Source organism: Streptomyces sp. MP131-18, assembly GCF_001984575.1.
Taxonomy (GTDB): Bacteria; Actinomycetota; Actinomycetes; order Streptomycetales; family Streptomycetaceae; genus Streptomyces; species Streptomyces johnsoniae.
On sequence record NZ_LZNS01000001.1, the window covers coordinates 3066174 to 3081185 of the forward strand.

Below are 15012 nucleotides of genomic sequence, written 5' to 3' on the forward strand. Positions count from 1 at the left end.
CGCCTCAGAGCGGGACCGTGTCAGGGGCGCCGAGGCGGGCCGCGTCTGCGGTCTGGTCGTCGGGCTGCAACTGCGACTCGCGCTCCGCCTCGACCCGCTTCTCGTAGTGCTCCACCTCGCGTTCGACCTGCTCCGGCGTCCAGCCCAGCACGCCCGCCATGAGCCGGGCGCACTCCCGCGCACTGCGCGTGCCCCGGTCGAACGTCTCGATCGAAATACGGGTCCTGCGCGTCAGCACGTCCTCCAGGTGCCGGGCACCCTCGTGTGAACAGGCGTACACGATCTCGGCCTTGAGGTAGTCGTCCGCCGCGGGCAGCGGTTCCCCGAGGGCCGGGTCGGCGGCGACCAGATCGAGCAGCTCCTCCGTCAGGGAGCCGTAGCGGTGCAGCAGATGCTCCACCCTGGCCTCGTGCAGCCCGGCCCGCGCCGCCAGCCTGGCCCGCGCGTTCCACAGCGCGTGGAACCCTTCCGCCCCGGCCAGCCGCACCTCTTCCGTGCAGCAGGCGGCGACCCGCTGGTCCAGGCCGTGGACGGCCGCGTCCACCGCGTCCTTCGCCATCACCCGGTACGTCGTGTACTTGCCGCCGGCCACCACCACGAGGCCCGGCACGGGGTGGGCCACCGTGTGCTCGCGGGACAGCTTGCTCGTCGCGTCCGACTCCCCCGCGAGCAGCGGGCGCAGGCCCGCGTACACGCCTTCGACGTCGTCGCGCGACAGCGGAACGGCCAGGACCGAGTTGACGTGGTCGAGCAGGTAGTCGATGTCCGCGCTCGACGCGGCCGGGTGGGCCTTGTCCAGGTCCCAGGCGGTGTCGGTCGTGCCGACGATCCAGTGCCTGCCCCACGGGATGACGAACAGCACGCTGGTCTCGGTGCGCAGGATGAGGCCGGTCGAGGAGTGGATGCGGTCCTTGGGCACCACCAGGTGGATGCCCTTGGAGGCCGTGACGTGGAACTGACCGCGCTCGGCGATCATCGACTGCGTGTCGTCCGTCCACACCCCCGTGGCGTTCACGACCTGCTTCGCGCGCACCTCGTAGGTGCCGTCCTGCTCCAGGTCCCTGACCCGCACGCCGACCACGCGCTCGCCCTCGCGCAGGAACTCGGCCACCCGCGCGCGGTTCGCCACGTGTGCCCCGTAGCCGGCCGCCGTGCGCACCAGCGCGGCCACGTAGCGGGCGTCGTCCACCTGCGCGTCGTAGTACTGCAACGCGCCGACCAGCGCCTCCTTCTTCAGGCAGGGCGCCACCCGCAGGGCCCGGTGCCGTGACAGGTGCCGGTGCCGCGGCAGGCCGCGGCCGTGTCCCGAGGACATCGACATCGCGTCGTACAGCGCCACGCCCGAGCCCGCGTACAGCCGCTCCCAGCCGCGGTGCCGCAGCGGGTACAGGAACGGGACCGGCCGCACGAGGTGCGGGGCGATGCGGCTCAGCAGCAGTCCGCGTTCCTTGAGGGCCTCGCGGACCAGGCCGAAGTCCAGCATCTCCAGGTAGCGCAGCCCGCCGTGGATCAGCTTGCTCGACCGGCTCGACGTGCCCGACGCCCAGTCCCTGGCCTCGACCAGGCCGGTGGCCAGGCCGCGGGTCACGGCGTCGAGGGCGGTGCCCGCGCCGACCACGCCGCCGCCGATCACCAGCACGTCCAGCTCACGTTCCGCCATCCGGGCAAGTGCTTCGGCCCGCTGCTCCGGCCCCATTGCGGCTGTCCTCACGCCTCTGCCTCCTTCAAGTCCGGCTGCTGTCCCACCAGACGGTCCCGCCCGGATTCCTACCGCTGTTCCCCCTCCGTGTGCCCTCTCGATGATTCCCCATTTCCTCCGCTTTGGCGCGCCGTCGGTCCGGCCCAGGGGGTCAATCAGCTACATCTGTCATATATGCCCCTAAGCTGACCACCGGGGAGAAGGGAGCGGTACCGCGAATGCCCGCTGATCTCGCCGTGCTCGGCCTGGGGCAGCTGGGGCTGCCCGCCGCCCGCGCCGCCACCGCCGCCGGCATCGGCACCGTCGGCTTCCTCGCGGACCCCCGTGCCGCCGCCGGGATCAATGCGGGCCGGCCGCCCGCCGGCGGCTCACTGTCCGCGGCCGAGCTGCGCCGCATGCTCGCCGCGGGGTTCCGCGCCAGCAGCGACCCGGCGGACCTCGGCCGGGTACGCACCGCGCTGATCTGCGCGGCCACCCCGCCCGGCGCGGGGCACGCCCCGGATCTGAGCGCGGTGCGGGAGGCCGCACAGGCGCTGGCCCCGGTGCTGCGCCCGCGCATGCTGGTGGTGCTGGAGTCCACGGTGCACCCCGGCACCACGCGGGACGTGCTGCGCCCGCTGCTCGAACGCGGCTCCGGCCTGCGCGCCGGGCGCGACTTCCACCTCGCGCACGCCCCGGGGCGGCTCGACCCGGGCAGCAGAACGGTCGGCTACGCCGGCATCCCCCGCGTCATCGGCGGCCTCACCCCGGCCTGCACCGAGGCCGCCGCGGCGTTCTACGGGCGGCTGGCCGACAAGGTGGTGCGGGCGCGGGGCGTTCAGGAGGCCGAGGCGGTGAAGCTGCTCGAAACGAACTTCCGGCACGTCAACATCGCGCTGGTCAACGAAATGGCCGTGCTGTGCCACGAGTTGGGCATCGATGTGTGGGACGTGGTGCGCTGCGCGGAGTCCAAACCGTTCGGCTTCCTCGCCTTCCGTCCCGGGCCCGGGGTCGGGGGCCGCGCGGCGGCCTGCGATCCGGGCGGGCGGCTGCGCCTGGTCGAGCTGGCGCGCGAGGTCAACGAACGGATGCCGCGCTACGTCACCCAGCGCGCCGCCGCGCTGCTCAACGAGCACGGCAAGTCGGCGCGCGGCGCCCACGTCCTGCTGCTCGGCGTCACCTACCGGCCCGACCTGCCCGACCGGCAGGGCGCGCCCGCGGGCGAGATCGCCTCCCGGCTGCTGGCGCTCGGCGCGGAGCTGATGTTCCACGACCCGTTCGTCGCCGAGTGGAGCGTGGCGGGCCGGCCGGTCGCCAGGGCGGACTCGCTCTACGAGTCGGCCGCCGCCGCCGACCTGACGCTGCTGCTCCAGCACCACAGCACGTACGACCTCCAAGGGCTGGCCGCCAAGGCGCAGTTGCTGCTCGACACGCGCGGCGCCACCCCGGCGGGAGCCGCCCACCGGTTGTAACGTCCGGCCCACGTCGCCTAGCGTTCAGGCGCCATTTCCTCCGCGGCGCCAAGGTGATGCCACATGAGCGCAGACGAACGCACGACCGAAGCAGGCGGAAGGCCGGGGTTCAGCCGCCGGACCTTCGTGGGACGCTCCGCCCTCGGCTCGGGGGTGGCGCTGACCGGAAGCGTGGGCGTGCTGGCGAGTGCGCCCGGCGCGCTGGCCTGCGAGGCGGCTCAGCAGACGGGCGGCGCCGGATACGGGCCGCTGGTGGCCGATCCCGACGGAATCCTGTCGCTGCCCGAGGACTTCTCCTATCGCATCCTCACCCGCACCGGCCGCACGACGCTGACCACGGGCGAGACGACACCGGGCAACCACGACGGCACCGGTACCTTCGAGGGCCCGCGCGGCACGGTCCTCCTGGTCGTCAACCACGAGATGGACGGCCCCCGTTCCGAGTGGGAGCACCCCGTGCCGCTCACCGAGGGACTGGTGTACGACCCGGCGGCGCCCGGCGGCTGCACGGTCGTGGAGGTCGACGCGGACGGGCGGCAGGTCGCCGAATGGGTCGGCGTGGCCGGTACCTCGAACAACTGCGCCGGCGGCGCCATGCCCTGGGGCACCTGGCTGACCTGCGAGGAGAACTCCGACCTGGCCGGGGAGAACGGTATGACCCGCGACCACGGGTACGTCTTCGAGGTCGTCCCGGAGGACCCGGAGGCCAACCGGAGCCCGCGGCCGATCAAGGCGCTGGGCCGCTTCGACCACGAGGCCGTCGTCGTCGACCCCGAGCGCGGCCACCTTTACCTGACGGAGGACGCGGACGAGCCGAGCGGGCTGTTCTACCGCTGGACCCCGCCGTCCGGCTTCCGCCACGGCCGCGGCCGGCTCGGCACGCTGGCGGACGAGGACGGCGCGTTCGAGGCGTTCCGCTGCTTCGACGACCGCGGCCGGTTCGTCGACGACCTCTCCCGGGTGAGCGAGCCGGGCACGGTCCTCGGCGTGGACTGGGTGCCCGTGCCCGACCGCGACGCGCGGGACACTCCGGTGCGCGAACAGTTCGAGGACGGCCGCGTCACGCGCGGCCGGAAGCTCGAAGGCATGTGGTGGGGCGACGGCGGCGCGTACTTCGTGTCGTCCTACGCCCGGGAGGAGAGCCCGGGCGAGCCGCACGACGGGCAGGTCTGGTTCTACGACCCGAAGCGGCGCACCGCCACCCTGAAGATCCGCTTCGGGGTGAACCCCGACCCGGACGGCGGTGACCGCCCGGACGGCGGTGACCGCCCGGACGGCCCGGACAACATCACCGTCTCCCCGTACGGCGGCCTGGTCATCGCCGAGGACGGCGAGGGGCTTCAGCACCTGTTCGGCACCGACGAGGACGGCGGCACGTATCCGATGGCCCGCAACGAGGTGAACATCGGCACGGAGGACGAGCCCGAGTACAGCGAGTTCGCCGGGGTGACGTTCTCGCCGGACGGCGAAACCCTGTACGCGAGCATTCAGGAGCCCGGCATCCTGCTGGCGATCACCGGCCCCTGGCGCCGCGGCTGAGGCGCCGCGGGGCCGGCAGGGTCAGCGGGACCTGGCGACCATGACCTCGACCCGCTGGAACTCCTTCAGCTCCGAGTAGCCCGTCGTCGCCATCGCGCGGCGCAGGGCCCCGAAGAAGTTCATCGAGCCGTCGGGGATGTGCGAGGGGCCCGTGAGGATCTCCTCCGTCGTCCCGACGGTGCCGAGGTGCACCTTCTTGCCGCGCGGCACGTCCTCGTGCACGGCCTCCATGCCCCAGTGGTGGCCGCGGCCGGGGGCGTCCGCGGCGCGCGCCAGCGGCGAGCCCATCATCACCGCGTCCGCGCCGCAGGCGACCGCCTTCGGCAGATCGCCCGACCAGCCCACGCCGCCGTCCGCGATGACGTGCACGTAGCGCCCGCCCGACTCGTCCATGTAGTCCCTGCGCGCCGCCGCGACATCGGCCACCGCGGTGGCCATGGGCACCTGGATGCCCAGCACGTTCCGCGTGGTGTGCGCGGCGCCGCCGCCGAAGCCGACGAGCACGCCGGCGGCGCCGGTGCGCATCAGGTGCAGGGCGGCGGTGTAGGTGGCGCAGCCGCCGACGATCACCGGCACGTCCAGCTCGTAGATGAACTGCTTCAGGTTCAGCGGCTCGGCGGCCCCCGACACGTGCTCGGCGGAGACCGTGGTGCCGCGGATGACGAAGATGTCGACGCCCGCGTCCAGCACCGCCTTGGAGAACTGCGCGGTGCGCTGCGGCGAGAGCGCCGCCGCGGTGACCACGCCGGCTTCCCTGACCTCACGAATCCGCCGGAAGATCAGCTCCTCCTGGATCGGCGCGGCGTAGATCTCCTGGAGCCGCCGGTTCGCCGCGGTCTCGTCGAGACCGGCGATCTCGGCGAGCAGGGGCTCCGGGTCCTCGTAGCGGGTCCACAGACCCTCCAGGTTGAGAACGCCGAGCCCGCCGAACTCGCCGATGCGGATGGCGGTGGCGGGCGAGACCACGGAATCCATCGGCGCGGCGAGGAACGGCAGCTCGAACCGGTAGGCGTCGATCTGCCAGGCGATCGAGACCTCCTTGGGGTCACGCGTGCGCCGGCTCGGCACCACGGCGATGTCATCGAACGCGTAAGCCTGCCGCCCGCGCTTGCCGCGGCCGATCTCGATTTCAGTCACGGAGGATTCTCCTTGCGTCGCGGCCGGTCAGCGCCGCGAGTAGTTCGGGGCCTCGGTCGTCATCTGGATGTCGTGCGGGTGGCTCTCCTTGAGCCCCGCCGAGGTGATGCGCACGAACCGGCCGCGCTCCTTGATCTCCGGAACGGTCCGGCCGCCGAGGTAGTACATCGACTGGTGCAGGCCGCCGACCAGCTGATGCACCACGGACGCGAGCGGCCCGCGGAAGGGCACCTGCCCCTCGATGCCCTCCGGGACCAGCCTGTCGTCGTCGGCCACCTCGTCCTGGAAGTAACGGTCCTTCGAGTACGAACGCTGCTCCCCGCGCGACTGCATGGCACCGAGCGAGCCCATGCCGCGGTAGGACTTGAACTGCTTGCCGTTGATGAACATCAGCTCGCCGGGCGACTCCTCGCAGCCGGCGAGGAGGCTGCCGAGCATCACCGTGTCGGCGCCCGCTACCAGCGCCTTCGCGATGTCGCCGCTGTACTGGAGGCCGCCGTCCCCGATGACCGGGATGCCCGCCTCGCGCGCGGCGAGGGACGCCTCGTGGATCGCGGTGACCTGGGGCACGCCGATCCCGGCGACCACCCGGGTCGTACAGATGGAGCCGGGGCCGACACCGACCTTGATGCCGTCCACACCGGCGTCCACCAGCGCCTGCGCGCCGTCCCTGGTGGCCACGTTCCCCGCGACGACGTCCACCCGGTCGTAGTTCGACTTGATCTTCGCTGCCATATCGGGCACGAGACGGGAGTGCCCGTGCGCGATGTCCACCACGACGAAGTCCACCCCGGCCTCGATCAGCGCCTGGGCCCGCTCGTACGCGTCACCGGCCACGCCGACGGCCGCGCCGACGATGAGCCGGCCCTCCGCGTCCTTCGCCGCGTTCGGATACTGCTCGGCCTTGACGAAGTCCTTGACGGTGATCAGGCCCTTGAGCAGGCCCTCGCCGTCCACCAGCGGCAGCTTCTCGATCTTGTGCCGCCGCAGCAGCTCCATGGCGTCCGGACCGGAGATCCCGACCCGGCCGGTGACCAGCGGCATCGGCGTCATGACCTCGCGCACCTGACGGCTGCGGTCCGGCTCGAAGGCCATGTCGCGGTTGGTCACGATGCCGAGCAGCCGCCCCGCCGCGTCGGTGACCGGCACACCGCTGATGCGGAACCGGGCGCACAGCTCGTCGGCCTCCCGCAGCGTCGCGTCCGGGCGGATCGTGATCGGATCGGTGACCATACCCGCCTCCGACCGCTTCACGCGGTCGACCTGGGCGGCCTGCTCCTCGATCGAAAGATTCCGGTGGAGGACCCCGGCGCCGCCCTGCCGGGCCATGGCGATGGCCATGCGCGCCTCGGTCACCCGGTCCATCGCGGCCGAGAGCAGCGGCACGCGCACCCGCACGTTGCGGGAGATGTGCGAGGAGGTGTCGATGTCGCCCGGCGCCATGTCCGCGGAACCAGGCAGCAGCAGCACATCGTCGAAGGTCAGCCCGAGCGCCGCGAACTTCTCCGGCACCTCACCCGCGTAATCAGTCATGACAGCCTTTCCCGCGCTACCCGCATGAAGGTCCATGCTACGGCCATCACCGGGATGGCTCAGCGCCCGGCCAGCGCCCGCAGCCTGCTCAGCGCCCGGTGCTGCGCGACCCGCACCGCGCCCGGCGACATCCCGAGCTTCTGGCCGGTCTCCTCCGCGGTCAGCCCCACCGCGACCCGCAGCAGCACCAGCTCGCGCAGGTGGTCCGGCAGGCTGGCCAGCAGGGTGCGGGCCCACTCGGCGTCGCTGCTCAGCAGGGCGCGCTCCTCCGGGCCGAGCGAGTCGTCCGGCCGCTCGGGCATCTGGTCGGAGGGGACCGCGGTGCTGCCGGGGTGACGCAGGGCGGCACGCTGGAGATCGGCGACCTTGTGCTGCGCGATGGCGACGACGAACGCGTCGAACGGCCGCCCGGTGTCCCGGTAGCGGGGCAGCGCGCAGAGGACCGCGAGACAGACCTCCTGCGCGAGATCGTCCACGAAGTGCCGCGCCTCGCCCGGCAGCCGGGCCAGACGCATCCGGCAGTAGCGCAGCGCGAGCGGGTGCACATGGGCCAGCAGGTCGTGCGTGGCCTGCGCGTCACCCTCGGCGGCGCGATGCACGAGGGCGCCGATCGCCGTGTGCTCGTCATCGCGCATCGGTCCATGGTGCACCGTCGCCGCAGGGTCCGGACCACCGCGGGCGGAGTTGTGCACCGAAGCGTTATGTGCGGCGGGAGCGTTGTGGGCGGGAGTGCCGAACGACATGTCCCGGGCCCTCCCCTCGCACCTGGCCGACTCGTCCCCAAGGAGCGTCATACTCTCAAGGATGCGGCACCCGCGATCCTTTTGGGTCACCGCTCCTCACCGGACGGGGTGCCGACTCGTGGCCGCGTCCCCGTCCGGTCGCGTCGCTCAGCGCACCAGCCCCCACCGGAACCCCAGGGCAACGGCGTGCGCGCGGTCCGAAGCACCCAGCTTTTTGAACAGCCGGCGGGCGTGCGTCTTGACCGTGTCCTCGGAGAGAAAAAGCTCACGGCCGATCTCGGCGTTGGACCGGCCGTGGCTCATCCCCTCCAGGACCTGGATCTCGCGGGCGGTCAGCGTCGGGGCCGCCCCCATGTCCGAGGAACGCAGCCGGCGCGGTGCCAGCCGCCAGGTCGGATCGGCGAGCGCCTGCGTGACGGTGGCCCGCAGCTCCGCGCGCGAGGCGTCCTTGTGGAGATAGCCGCGCGCCCCCGCGGCCACGGCGAGCGCCACGCCGTCCAGGTCCTCGGCGACGGTGAGCATGATGATGCGGGCGCCGGGGTCCGCGGAAAGAAGCCGCCGCACGGTTTCCACTCCGCCGAGGCCGGGCATTCGGACGTCCATCAGAATCAGGTCGGAACGGTCGGCACCCCAGCGGCGCAGGACCTCCTCGCCGTTGGCGGCCGTAGTGACCCGCTCAACGCCGGGCACGGTCGCGACCGCGCGGCGGAGCGCCTCCCGGGCGAGCGGGGAGTCGTCGCAGACAAGGACGGAAGTCATGGTCGCCCTCCGCAGCTGATGCGCACTTGAGCCTCCAGGCAGTCGTGTGTCGTCACCTGTGCGATTGACAAGCCGTGTCAACCGCCTCCGCCCTCTCAACGACGGTCACCCGAAAGAGTTACGGCCTCCAACCTCACAGCAGCAGCACTGTACGTGACCGGCCCGTCACGCCACCGCCGCGCTCAGCCAAACACGCCGAACATTCGTTTTTGCCCTTTTTAGACCTTATCGCCCGACTTGGAGTGCATAGATATATATTCAGCTGGTAGTCATATTTACATCCCCTTCCTCAGCCTCGATGACGATGGGACACTGTCATGGCAGATTTCTCCCGCCTTCCTGGCCCCAACGCCGACCTGTGGGACTGGCAACTGCTGGCCGCATGCCGGGGCGTGGACAGCTCACTGTTCTTCCATCCCGAGGGGGAGCGCGGAGCGGCGCGCAGCTCCCGCGAAGAAGCGGCGAAGGAAGTGTGCATGCGCTGCCCGGTGCGCGCCGAGTGCGCCGCGCACGCGCTGTCGGTGCGCGAGCCGTACGGCGTCTGGGGCGGCCTGACCGAGGACGAGCGCGAGGAGCTGCTCGGCCGCGCACGCCGCGATCTGGTGAACGCGAACGCGCCGCACGCCCGCGGATAGCGCCCACTACGGTCTTCGTATGACAACTGCATTGGTGACCGGAGCGACGTCGGGGATCGGCGCCGCGTTCGCCCGCCGGCTGGCCCGTGACCGGCACGACCTGGTGCTGGTGGCCCGTGACGCACAGGCGCTGGGACACCAGGCCGCCGAACTGCACGACCGGCACGGGATCGAGGCCGCCGTGCTGCGGGCGGACCTGTCGACCGACGAGGGCATCGCCGCGGTCGAAGCGCGGTTGTCCGAGCGGGCGCACCCGGTCGACCTGCTGATCAACAACGCCGGCTTCGGGCAGCGGGGCAGCTACCTGGACGTGCCCGTGGCCGACGAACTGCGGATGCTCAAGGTCCACTGCGAGGCGGTGCTGCGGCTGACCTCGGCCGCCGCGGAGCCGATGCGGCGGCGCGGCCGGGGCGGCGTGGTGAACGTGGCGTCGGTGGCCGCGTTCCTGCCGCGCGGTACCTACGGGGCGTCCAAGGCGTGGGTGGTGCAGTTCACGGAGGGCGCGGCCCGGGACCTCGCGGCCGACGGCGTGCGGCTGATGGCGCTGTGCCCCGGATTCGTGCGCACCGACTTCCACCAGCGGGCGGGGCTCGGGACGGACAACATCCCGGGCTGGATGTGGCTGGACGCGGACCGGGTGGTGGACGCGGCACTGCGGGATCTGGCCAGACGGCGGACGGTGTGCATTCCCGATCCGCGGTACAAGGTGCTGATGGGCGCGGCCCGGCTGGCGCCGCGCGGCGCGCTCGGCGGCCTGTCGTCCCGGGCGGGCCGCAAGTACGGGCCGCGGCACGGCGGGCAGTGAGCCGGCCGGGGAACGGGAGCGGGGACGGCGGCGGGCCCCCGGCCGCCGCCCGTGCTCAGGGCGGCGGGCCGGAGGCCCGCGGGGTCGTGCGCGACCGCGTCAGTGGGCGTGGCCGTGGCCGTGCCCGCCGGACTGCTCCGGCTCCTCTTCCTTCTTCTCCACCACCAGGGTCTCGGTGGTGAGCAGCAGGGAGGCGATGGAGGCCGCGTTCTGCAGCGCGGAACGGGTCACCTTCACCGGGTCGATCACGCCGTCGCCGACCAGGTCGCCGTAGGTCCCGGTGGCCGCATTGAAGCCCTGGCCCTTGTCCAGCTCGGCCACCTTGGCGGTGATCACGTAGCCTTCGAGGCCCGCGTTCTCGGCGATCCAGCGCAGCGGCTCGACCGCGGCACGGCGCACGATGGCCACGCCGGTGGCCTCGTCGCCGGTCTTGCCGAGGCCGCCGTCGAGCACCTTGGCCGAGTGGACCAGCGAGGCGCCACCGCCGGGGACGATGCCCTCCTCGACGGCCGCACGGGTGGCGGAGATGGCGTCCTCCAGGCGGTGCTTCTTCTCCTTCAGCTCCACCTCGGTGGCGGCGCCGACCCGGATGACGCACACGCCGCCGGCCAGCTTGGCCAGCCGCTCCTGGAGCTTCTCCCGGTCCCAGTCGGAGTCGGTGGCCTCGATCTCGGCGCGGATCTGCGCGACCCGGCCCTCGATGTCGGCCGCCTTGCCCGCGCCGTCGACGATGGTGGTGTCGTCCTTGGTGATGGTCACGCGGCGCGCGGTGCCCAGCACGTCGAGACCGGCCTGGTCGAGCTTGAGGCCGACCTCTTCGGAGATCACGGTGCCGCCGGTGAGGGTGGCCATGTCGCCGAGCATCGCCTTGCGGCGGTCGCCGAAGCCGGGGGCCTTGACGGCCACCGAGTTGAACGTGCCGCGGATCTTGTTGACGACGAGGGTGGACAGCGCCTCGCCCTCCACGTCCTCGGCGACGATCAGCAGCGGCCGGGAGCCGCCGGCCTGCATGATCTTCTCCAGCAGCGGGAGCAGGTCCTGGATGGAGCCGATCTTGCCCTGGTGGATCAGGATGTAGGGGTCGTCGAGGACGGCCTCCATGCGCTCCTGGTCGGTCACCATGTAGTGCGAGAGGTAGCCCTTGTCGAAGGCCATGCCCTCGGTGAAGTCGAGGTCGAGGCCGAAGGTCTGGGATTCCTCGACGGTGATGACACCGTCCTTGCCGACCTTGTCCATGGCCTCGGCGATCAGCTCTCCGACCTGCTTCTCCTGGGCGGACAGCGCGGCGACGGCGGCGATGTCCTCCTTGGAGTCGATGGGCCGGGCGCTGGCGCGCAGGTCGTCGGCGACGGCCTCCACGGCGGCGTCGATGCCGCGCTTGAGGCCGGAGGGGGAGGCACCGGCGGCCACGTTGCGCAGACCCTCGCGGACGAGCGCCTGCGCCAGCACGGTGGCGGTGGTGGTGCCGTCACCAGCGATGTCGTTGGTCTTGGTCGCCACCTCCTTCACCAGCTGCGCGCCCAGGTTTTCGTACGGGTCCTCGGACTCGACCTCGCGCGCGATGGTGACACCGTCGTTGGTGATGGTCGGCGCGCCGAACTTCTTGTCGATCACGACATTCCGGCCGCGGGGACCGATGGTCACCTTGACCGCGTCGGCAAGCTGGTTCACGCCGCGTTCGAGGGCGCGCCGGGCGTCCTCGTCAAACTTCAGGATCTTCGCCATGGGTGTGGATGTCCCTTGCGTTCCTCGGGGAAAACGAAACCGCGCCCCGGGCCGTGAACGGCTGCGTCAGCCGTGGACCCAGGGGCGCGGTGCGATCACTTCTCGATGATCGCGAGCACGTCGCGAGCGGAGAGGACGAGGTATTCCTCGTTGTTGTACTTCACCTCGGTGCCGCCGTACTTGCTGTACAGAACGATGTCGCCGACCTTGACGTCGAGCGGCAGGCGGTTGCCGTCCTCGAAGCGGCCGGGGCCGACGGCCAGGACGGTGCCCTCCTGGGGCTTCTCCTTGGCCGTGTCGGGAATGACCAGGCCCGAGGCCGTGGTCTGCTCGGCGTCGAGCGGCTGGACCACAATGCGGTCCTCAAGCGGCTTGATGGCAACCTTGGAGCTGGCGGTCGTCACGATCCGACCTCCCCCTTCGGAGATCTCACGGGGTCTTCTATGGCTGGACGGCGACGTGGTGGACCCGTCGTCGCGGGTGCCGGATCAACCTGTCGCGCAATGTCTGGCACTCCCGCAGTGAGAGTGCCAGCATCGAGACTATGCGTCGGTTAGCACTCAGTCAACTAGAGTGCCAGTTCCCCTGGTGGGCGGTGGCGCGAGGGGGCGCGCGCGCCGGTGAAACGCCCCCCGTCCGGGGCCGGTTGGCCGTCGGGACGCGGCCCGCGGATCGCGCCGCCCGGCGCGTTGAGCGAAAGCTCCTAGAGGTAGTCCTCCAGCCGGGCGAGGGCGAAGCCCTGCTCGGTCGCGGTGGCGAGCACCCGCCGCACCATGTCGGTCATGGTGCCGTCCCACTCCCCCGGGCCGCGGAAGTGGGTGAGGATGATGTCCCCGGGGTGGAACTTCCGGTCGGCGCGCCCCCACTCGATGCGGTCGGGGAACGCCTCCTCCGCCCACAGCGGCACCGCCGTCACCCCGCAGGACGCGGCCGCGCGCAGCGTGTCACGGTCGTAGGCGCCGTAGGGCGGCCGGAAGAGGACGGGGCGCTCGCCGATCTCCCGTTCCAGGTTGTCCTGCTGGCGGCAGATCTCGGCGCGCTGCTGCCGGTAGGACAGCCGGGGCAGCTCCGGGTGGGTCACGGTGTGGTTGTGCACACCGGAGCCGTTCCGGTGGGCCCTGCGGAAGTAGCCGTAGTCGTCGCGCGCGACGTAGTCGGTGAGGAAGCTGCTGTAGGGCACGTCGAGTTCGCGCAGCATGTCCAGCAGCTTCGGGTCCTTGTCCGCGCCGTCGTCAATGGTGAGGAAGACGACCTTGTCCTCGGTGGGGGCCCGGACGACGACCGGCGGCAGCCCGGGCCCCGACAGGTGGCCGGGTTCGGTGGCGAGCTTCGGCTTGTGCGCCGGGGGTGCGGGGGCGCGCAGCGGCGCGCGGCGCAGTCCCCAGCGTTTTGCGGCGACGACGCGCCGCGCCTCGGCCCGTTCGAGCCGCTTGGCGTAGGCCGCGGTGGCGTCGGCGACGGCCTGTGCCCGGAGGTGCCGCGGGAGGCCGAGGACCGTGCGCGCGCCGAGCGCGCCCGGCGGGTTGGCGTCCACGGTGGACGCGAGGTGCGACACCGGCTCCTCCGCTCCGGGCAGGAGATACGGGGGCAGGCCGGCCCCCGAGCAGACGAGGGCGAGCATCGCCGCGCCGCCGAGGGTGCCGTAGCGTCGCACTCCCCGCCCAACCCGACAATCCTTTTGCCCTACTTGTCGGATAATCTTCATGGCTCGGGATGCTGCCACCCCCACCGCCGGACCCGCGCACGCCGTTCCGCGCCGGCGGGGAGAATGACCCGTGTGGCCGCAACCGAACTCGACGCCTTCCGCGCCCTGCTGACCGACCCGGGACGGCGCCTGCTCGACGACCTCGGAGGGCTCGCGCCCGGCGACGAGCTGGCCGCCGCCACCCGCCTGCGCCGCACCCACCCGGCCGACCTGGTCTCCGCGGCCATCGGACAGGCCCGCCTGCGGGACCGCGCCGCGGCGAAATTCGGGCCCGAGGCCGCGGAGATGTACTTCACGCCCGACGGCGTCGAGCAGGCCACCCGCGCCCCGGTCGCCGCCTGGCGGGCCCGCCGCTTCGCCGCGCTCGGCGTCCGGCGCGTGGCCGATCTGTGCTGCGGCATCGGCGGCGACGCCATCGCCCTGGCCAGGGCAGGGCTGAGCGTGCTCGCCGTCGACCGCTCCCCGCTGGCCTGCGCCGCCGCGGAAGCCAACGCCGCGGCGCTCGGCCTCGCCGACCGCATCACCGTGCGCTGCGCCGCCGTCGAGGACGTCGACGTCTCCGGCTGCGACGGCGCGTTCGTCGACCCCGCGCGCCGGAGGACCGGCGGCGGCCGGATCTTCGCGCCCGAGGCGTACTCGCCCCCGCTGTCCTGGGCCGTCGGGCTGGCCGAACGGCTGCCGCACGCCGTGCTGAAGATCGCACCGGGCGTGCCGCACGAGGCGATCCCCGGCGACGCCGAGGCGGAGTGGGTCTCCTACCGCGGCGACGTGAAGGAGGCCGTGCTGTGGTTCGGCACCGGACCTGCCGCCCCCCGCCGCGCCACGCTGCTGCCCGGCGGCGACAGCCTCACCGGCACCGCGCGCCCCGCACCGGCCGGGCCGCCGGGCCGCTACCTCTACGAGCCCGACGGCGCGGTCATCAGGGCCGGCCTCGTCGCGGACGTCGCCGAGCACGTCGAAGGCCGCCTGCTCGACCCGCACATCGCCTACGTCACGGCCGACACGCTGTGCCCCACCCCGTTCGCCACGGCCTACGCGATCACCGACGTGCTGCCGTTCAACGTGAAACGGCTGCGCGCCCTCCTGCGCGAGCGGAACGTCGGCACCCTCACCGTCAAGAAGCGCGGCTTCGCGGTCACCCCCGAGGAGCTGCGCGGCCGCCTGAAGCCCCGCGGCCCGGCCGCGGCCACCGTGTTCCTCACCCGCATCGCGGAAGCACCCACCGTGCTGATCGGCCGCCCCGCGGGGCCGTAGGCCCTGCCCTGACCACTCCGGCGGGCG

At 72.4% G+C, this 15012-nt stretch carries 13 protein-coding genes; 5 read left to right on the plus strand and 8 right to left on the minus strand.

The genetic code is table 11. The features are described from left to right. Positions 1-4 precede the first annotated feature (4 nt). Positions 5-1711 (minus strand): glycerol-3-phosphate dehydrogenase/oxidase, encoded by a 1707-nt coding sequence (locus STBA_RS13550; protein WP_077059492.1) that lies wholly within the window; start codon positions 1709-1711, stop codon positions 5-7. Positions 1712-1917: 206 nt separating this feature from the next. Here STBA_RS13550 and STBA_RS13555 point away from each other — a divergent pair, with 206 nt between their 5' ends. Continuing rightward, positions 1918-3150 (plus strand): nucleotide sugar dehydrogenase, encoded by a 1233-nt coding sequence (locus STBA_RS13555; RefSeq protein ID WP_077059493.1) that lies wholly within the window; start codon positions 1918-1920, stop codon positions 3148-3150. 63 nt (positions 3151-3213) lie between these two features. Then, entirely contained in the window at positions 3214-4689 is a 1476-nt protein-coding gene (locus STBA_RS13560; RefSeq protein ID WP_077059494.1) for an alkaline phosphatase PhoX, read from the plus strand. A 21-nt stretch (positions 4690-4710) separates the two neighbouring features. Here the strand turns inward: STBA_RS13560 and STBA_RS13565 are convergent, their stop codons facing one another. The 4 genes from STBA_RS13565 to STBA_RS13580 form a co-directional block, all read right to left on the minus strand. After that, positions 4711-5826: a GuaB3 family IMP dehydrogenase-related protein gene (locus STBA_RS13565; RefSeq protein ID WP_077059495.1), complete on the minus strand. Its 1116-nt coding sequence runs from the start codon at positions 5824-5826 to the stop codon at positions 4711-4713. A gap of 27 nt (positions 5827-5853) precedes the next feature. Continuing rightward, the gene (gene guaB / locus STBA_RS13570; protein WP_077059496.1) at positions 5854-7359 is read right to left on the minus strand and encodes an IMP dehydrogenase; all 1506 of its coding nucleotides are present in this window, start codon (positions 7357-7359) and stop codon (positions 5854-5856) included. A gap of 59 nt (positions 7360-7418) precedes the next feature. Beyond that, positions 7419-7994 carry an RNA polymerase sigma factor ShbA gene (gene shbA / locus STBA_RS13575; RefSeq protein WP_107485046.1) on the minus strand — a complete coding sequence of 192 codons (576 nt, stop codon included), beginning with the start codon at positions 7992-7994 and terminating at the stop codon, positions 7419-7421. A gap of 255 nt (positions 7995-8249) precedes the next feature. Then, positions 8250-8861, minus strand: coding sequence for a response regulator transcription factor (locus STBA_RS13580; protein WP_019431595.1), 612 nt, complete (start codon positions 8859-8861; stop codon positions 8250-8252). A 317-nt stretch (positions 8862-9178) separates the two neighbouring features. On the opposite strand from STBA_RS13580, the gene STBA_RS13585 reads away from it, so the two are divergent. Beyond that, positions 9179-9496, plus strand: a complete 318-nt coding sequence (locus tag STBA_RS13585; protein ID WP_077059498.1) for a WhiB family transcriptional regulator — start codon at positions 9179-9181, stop codon at positions 9494-9496. Between the two features lie 19 nt (positions 9497-9515). Continuing rightward, entirely contained in the window at positions 9516-10301 is a 786-nt protein-coding gene (locus STBA_RS13590; RefSeq protein WP_077059499.1) for an SDR family oxidoreductase, read from the plus strand. A 99-nt stretch (positions 10302-10400) separates the two neighbouring features. Here the strand turns inward: STBA_RS13590 and groL are convergent, their stop codons facing one another. From groL to STBA_RS13605, 3 genes are all read right to left on the minus strand, one after another. Then, positions 10401-12026 (minus strand): chaperonin GroEL, encoded by a 1626-nt coding sequence (gene groL, locus STBA_RS13595; RefSeq protein WP_077059500.1) that lies wholly within the window; start codon positions 12024-12026, stop codon positions 10401-10403. A 95-nt stretch (positions 12027-12121) separates the two neighbouring features. Further along, positions 12122-12430 (minus strand): co-chaperone GroES, encoded by a 309-nt coding sequence (groES, locus tag STBA_RS13600; protein ID WP_077059501.1) that lies wholly within the window; start codon positions 12428-12430, stop codon positions 12122-12124. A gap of 299 nt (positions 12431-12729) precedes the next feature. Beyond that, positions 12730-13680 carry a polysaccharide deacetylase family protein gene (locus tag STBA_RS13605; protein WP_253194712.1) on the minus strand — a complete coding sequence of 317 codons (951 nt, stop codon included), beginning with the start codon at positions 13678-13680 and terminating at the stop codon, positions 12730-12732. Positions 13681-13794: 114 nt separating this feature from the next. Between STBA_RS13605 and STBA_RS13610 the strand changes: the two genes are divergently transcribed. Next, positions 13795-14985 carry a class I SAM-dependent methyltransferase gene (locus tag STBA_RS13610; RefSeq protein ID WP_077059503.1) on the plus strand — a complete coding sequence of 397 codons (1191 nt, stop codon included), beginning with the start codon at positions 13795-13797 and terminating at the stop codon, positions 14983-14985. The last annotated feature ends 27 nt before the right edge of the window (positions 14986-15012 follow it).

What these genes read in the sequence shown, in the direction of transcription:
- STBA_RS13555 (WP_077059493.1), top strand. Translation starts at nt 1,918, where the DNA reads ATGCCCGCTGATCTCGCCGTGCTCGGCCTGGGGCAGCTGGGGCTGCCC.
- STBA_RS13560 (WP_077059494.1), top strand. Translation starts at nt 3,214, where the DNA reads ATGAGCGCAGACGAACGCACGACCGAAGCAGGCGGAAGGCCGGGGTTC.
- guaB (WP_077059496.1), bottom strand. Translation starts at nt 7,359, where the DNA reads ATGACTGATTACGCGGGTGAGGTGCCGGAGAAGTTCGCGGCGCTCGGG.
- shbA (WP_107485046.1), bottom strand. Translation starts at nt 7,994, where the DNA reads ATGCGCGATGACGAGCACACGGCGATCGGCGCCCTCGTGCATCGCGCC.
- STBA_RS13580 (WP_019431595.1), bottom strand. Translation starts at nt 8,861, where the DNA reads ATGACTTCCGTCCTTGTCTGCGACGACTCCCCGCTCGCCCGGGAGGCG.
- STBA_RS13585 (WP_077059498.1), top strand. Translation starts at nt 9,179, where the DNA reads ATGGCAGATTTCTCCCGCCTTCCTGGCCCCAACGCCGACCTGTGGGAC.
- STBA_RS13590 (WP_077059499.1), top strand. Translation starts at nt 9,516, where the DNA reads ATGACAACTGCATTGGTGACCGGAGCGACGTCGGGGATCGGCGCCGCG.
- groL (WP_077059500.1), bottom strand. Translation starts at nt 12,026, where the DNA reads ATGGCGAAGATCCTGAAGTTTGACGAGGACGCCCGGCGCGCCCTCGAA.
- STBA_RS13610 (WP_077059503.1), top strand. Translation starts at nt 13,795, where the DNA reads ATGACCCGTGTGGCCGCAACCGAACTCGACGCCTTCCGCGCCCTGCTG.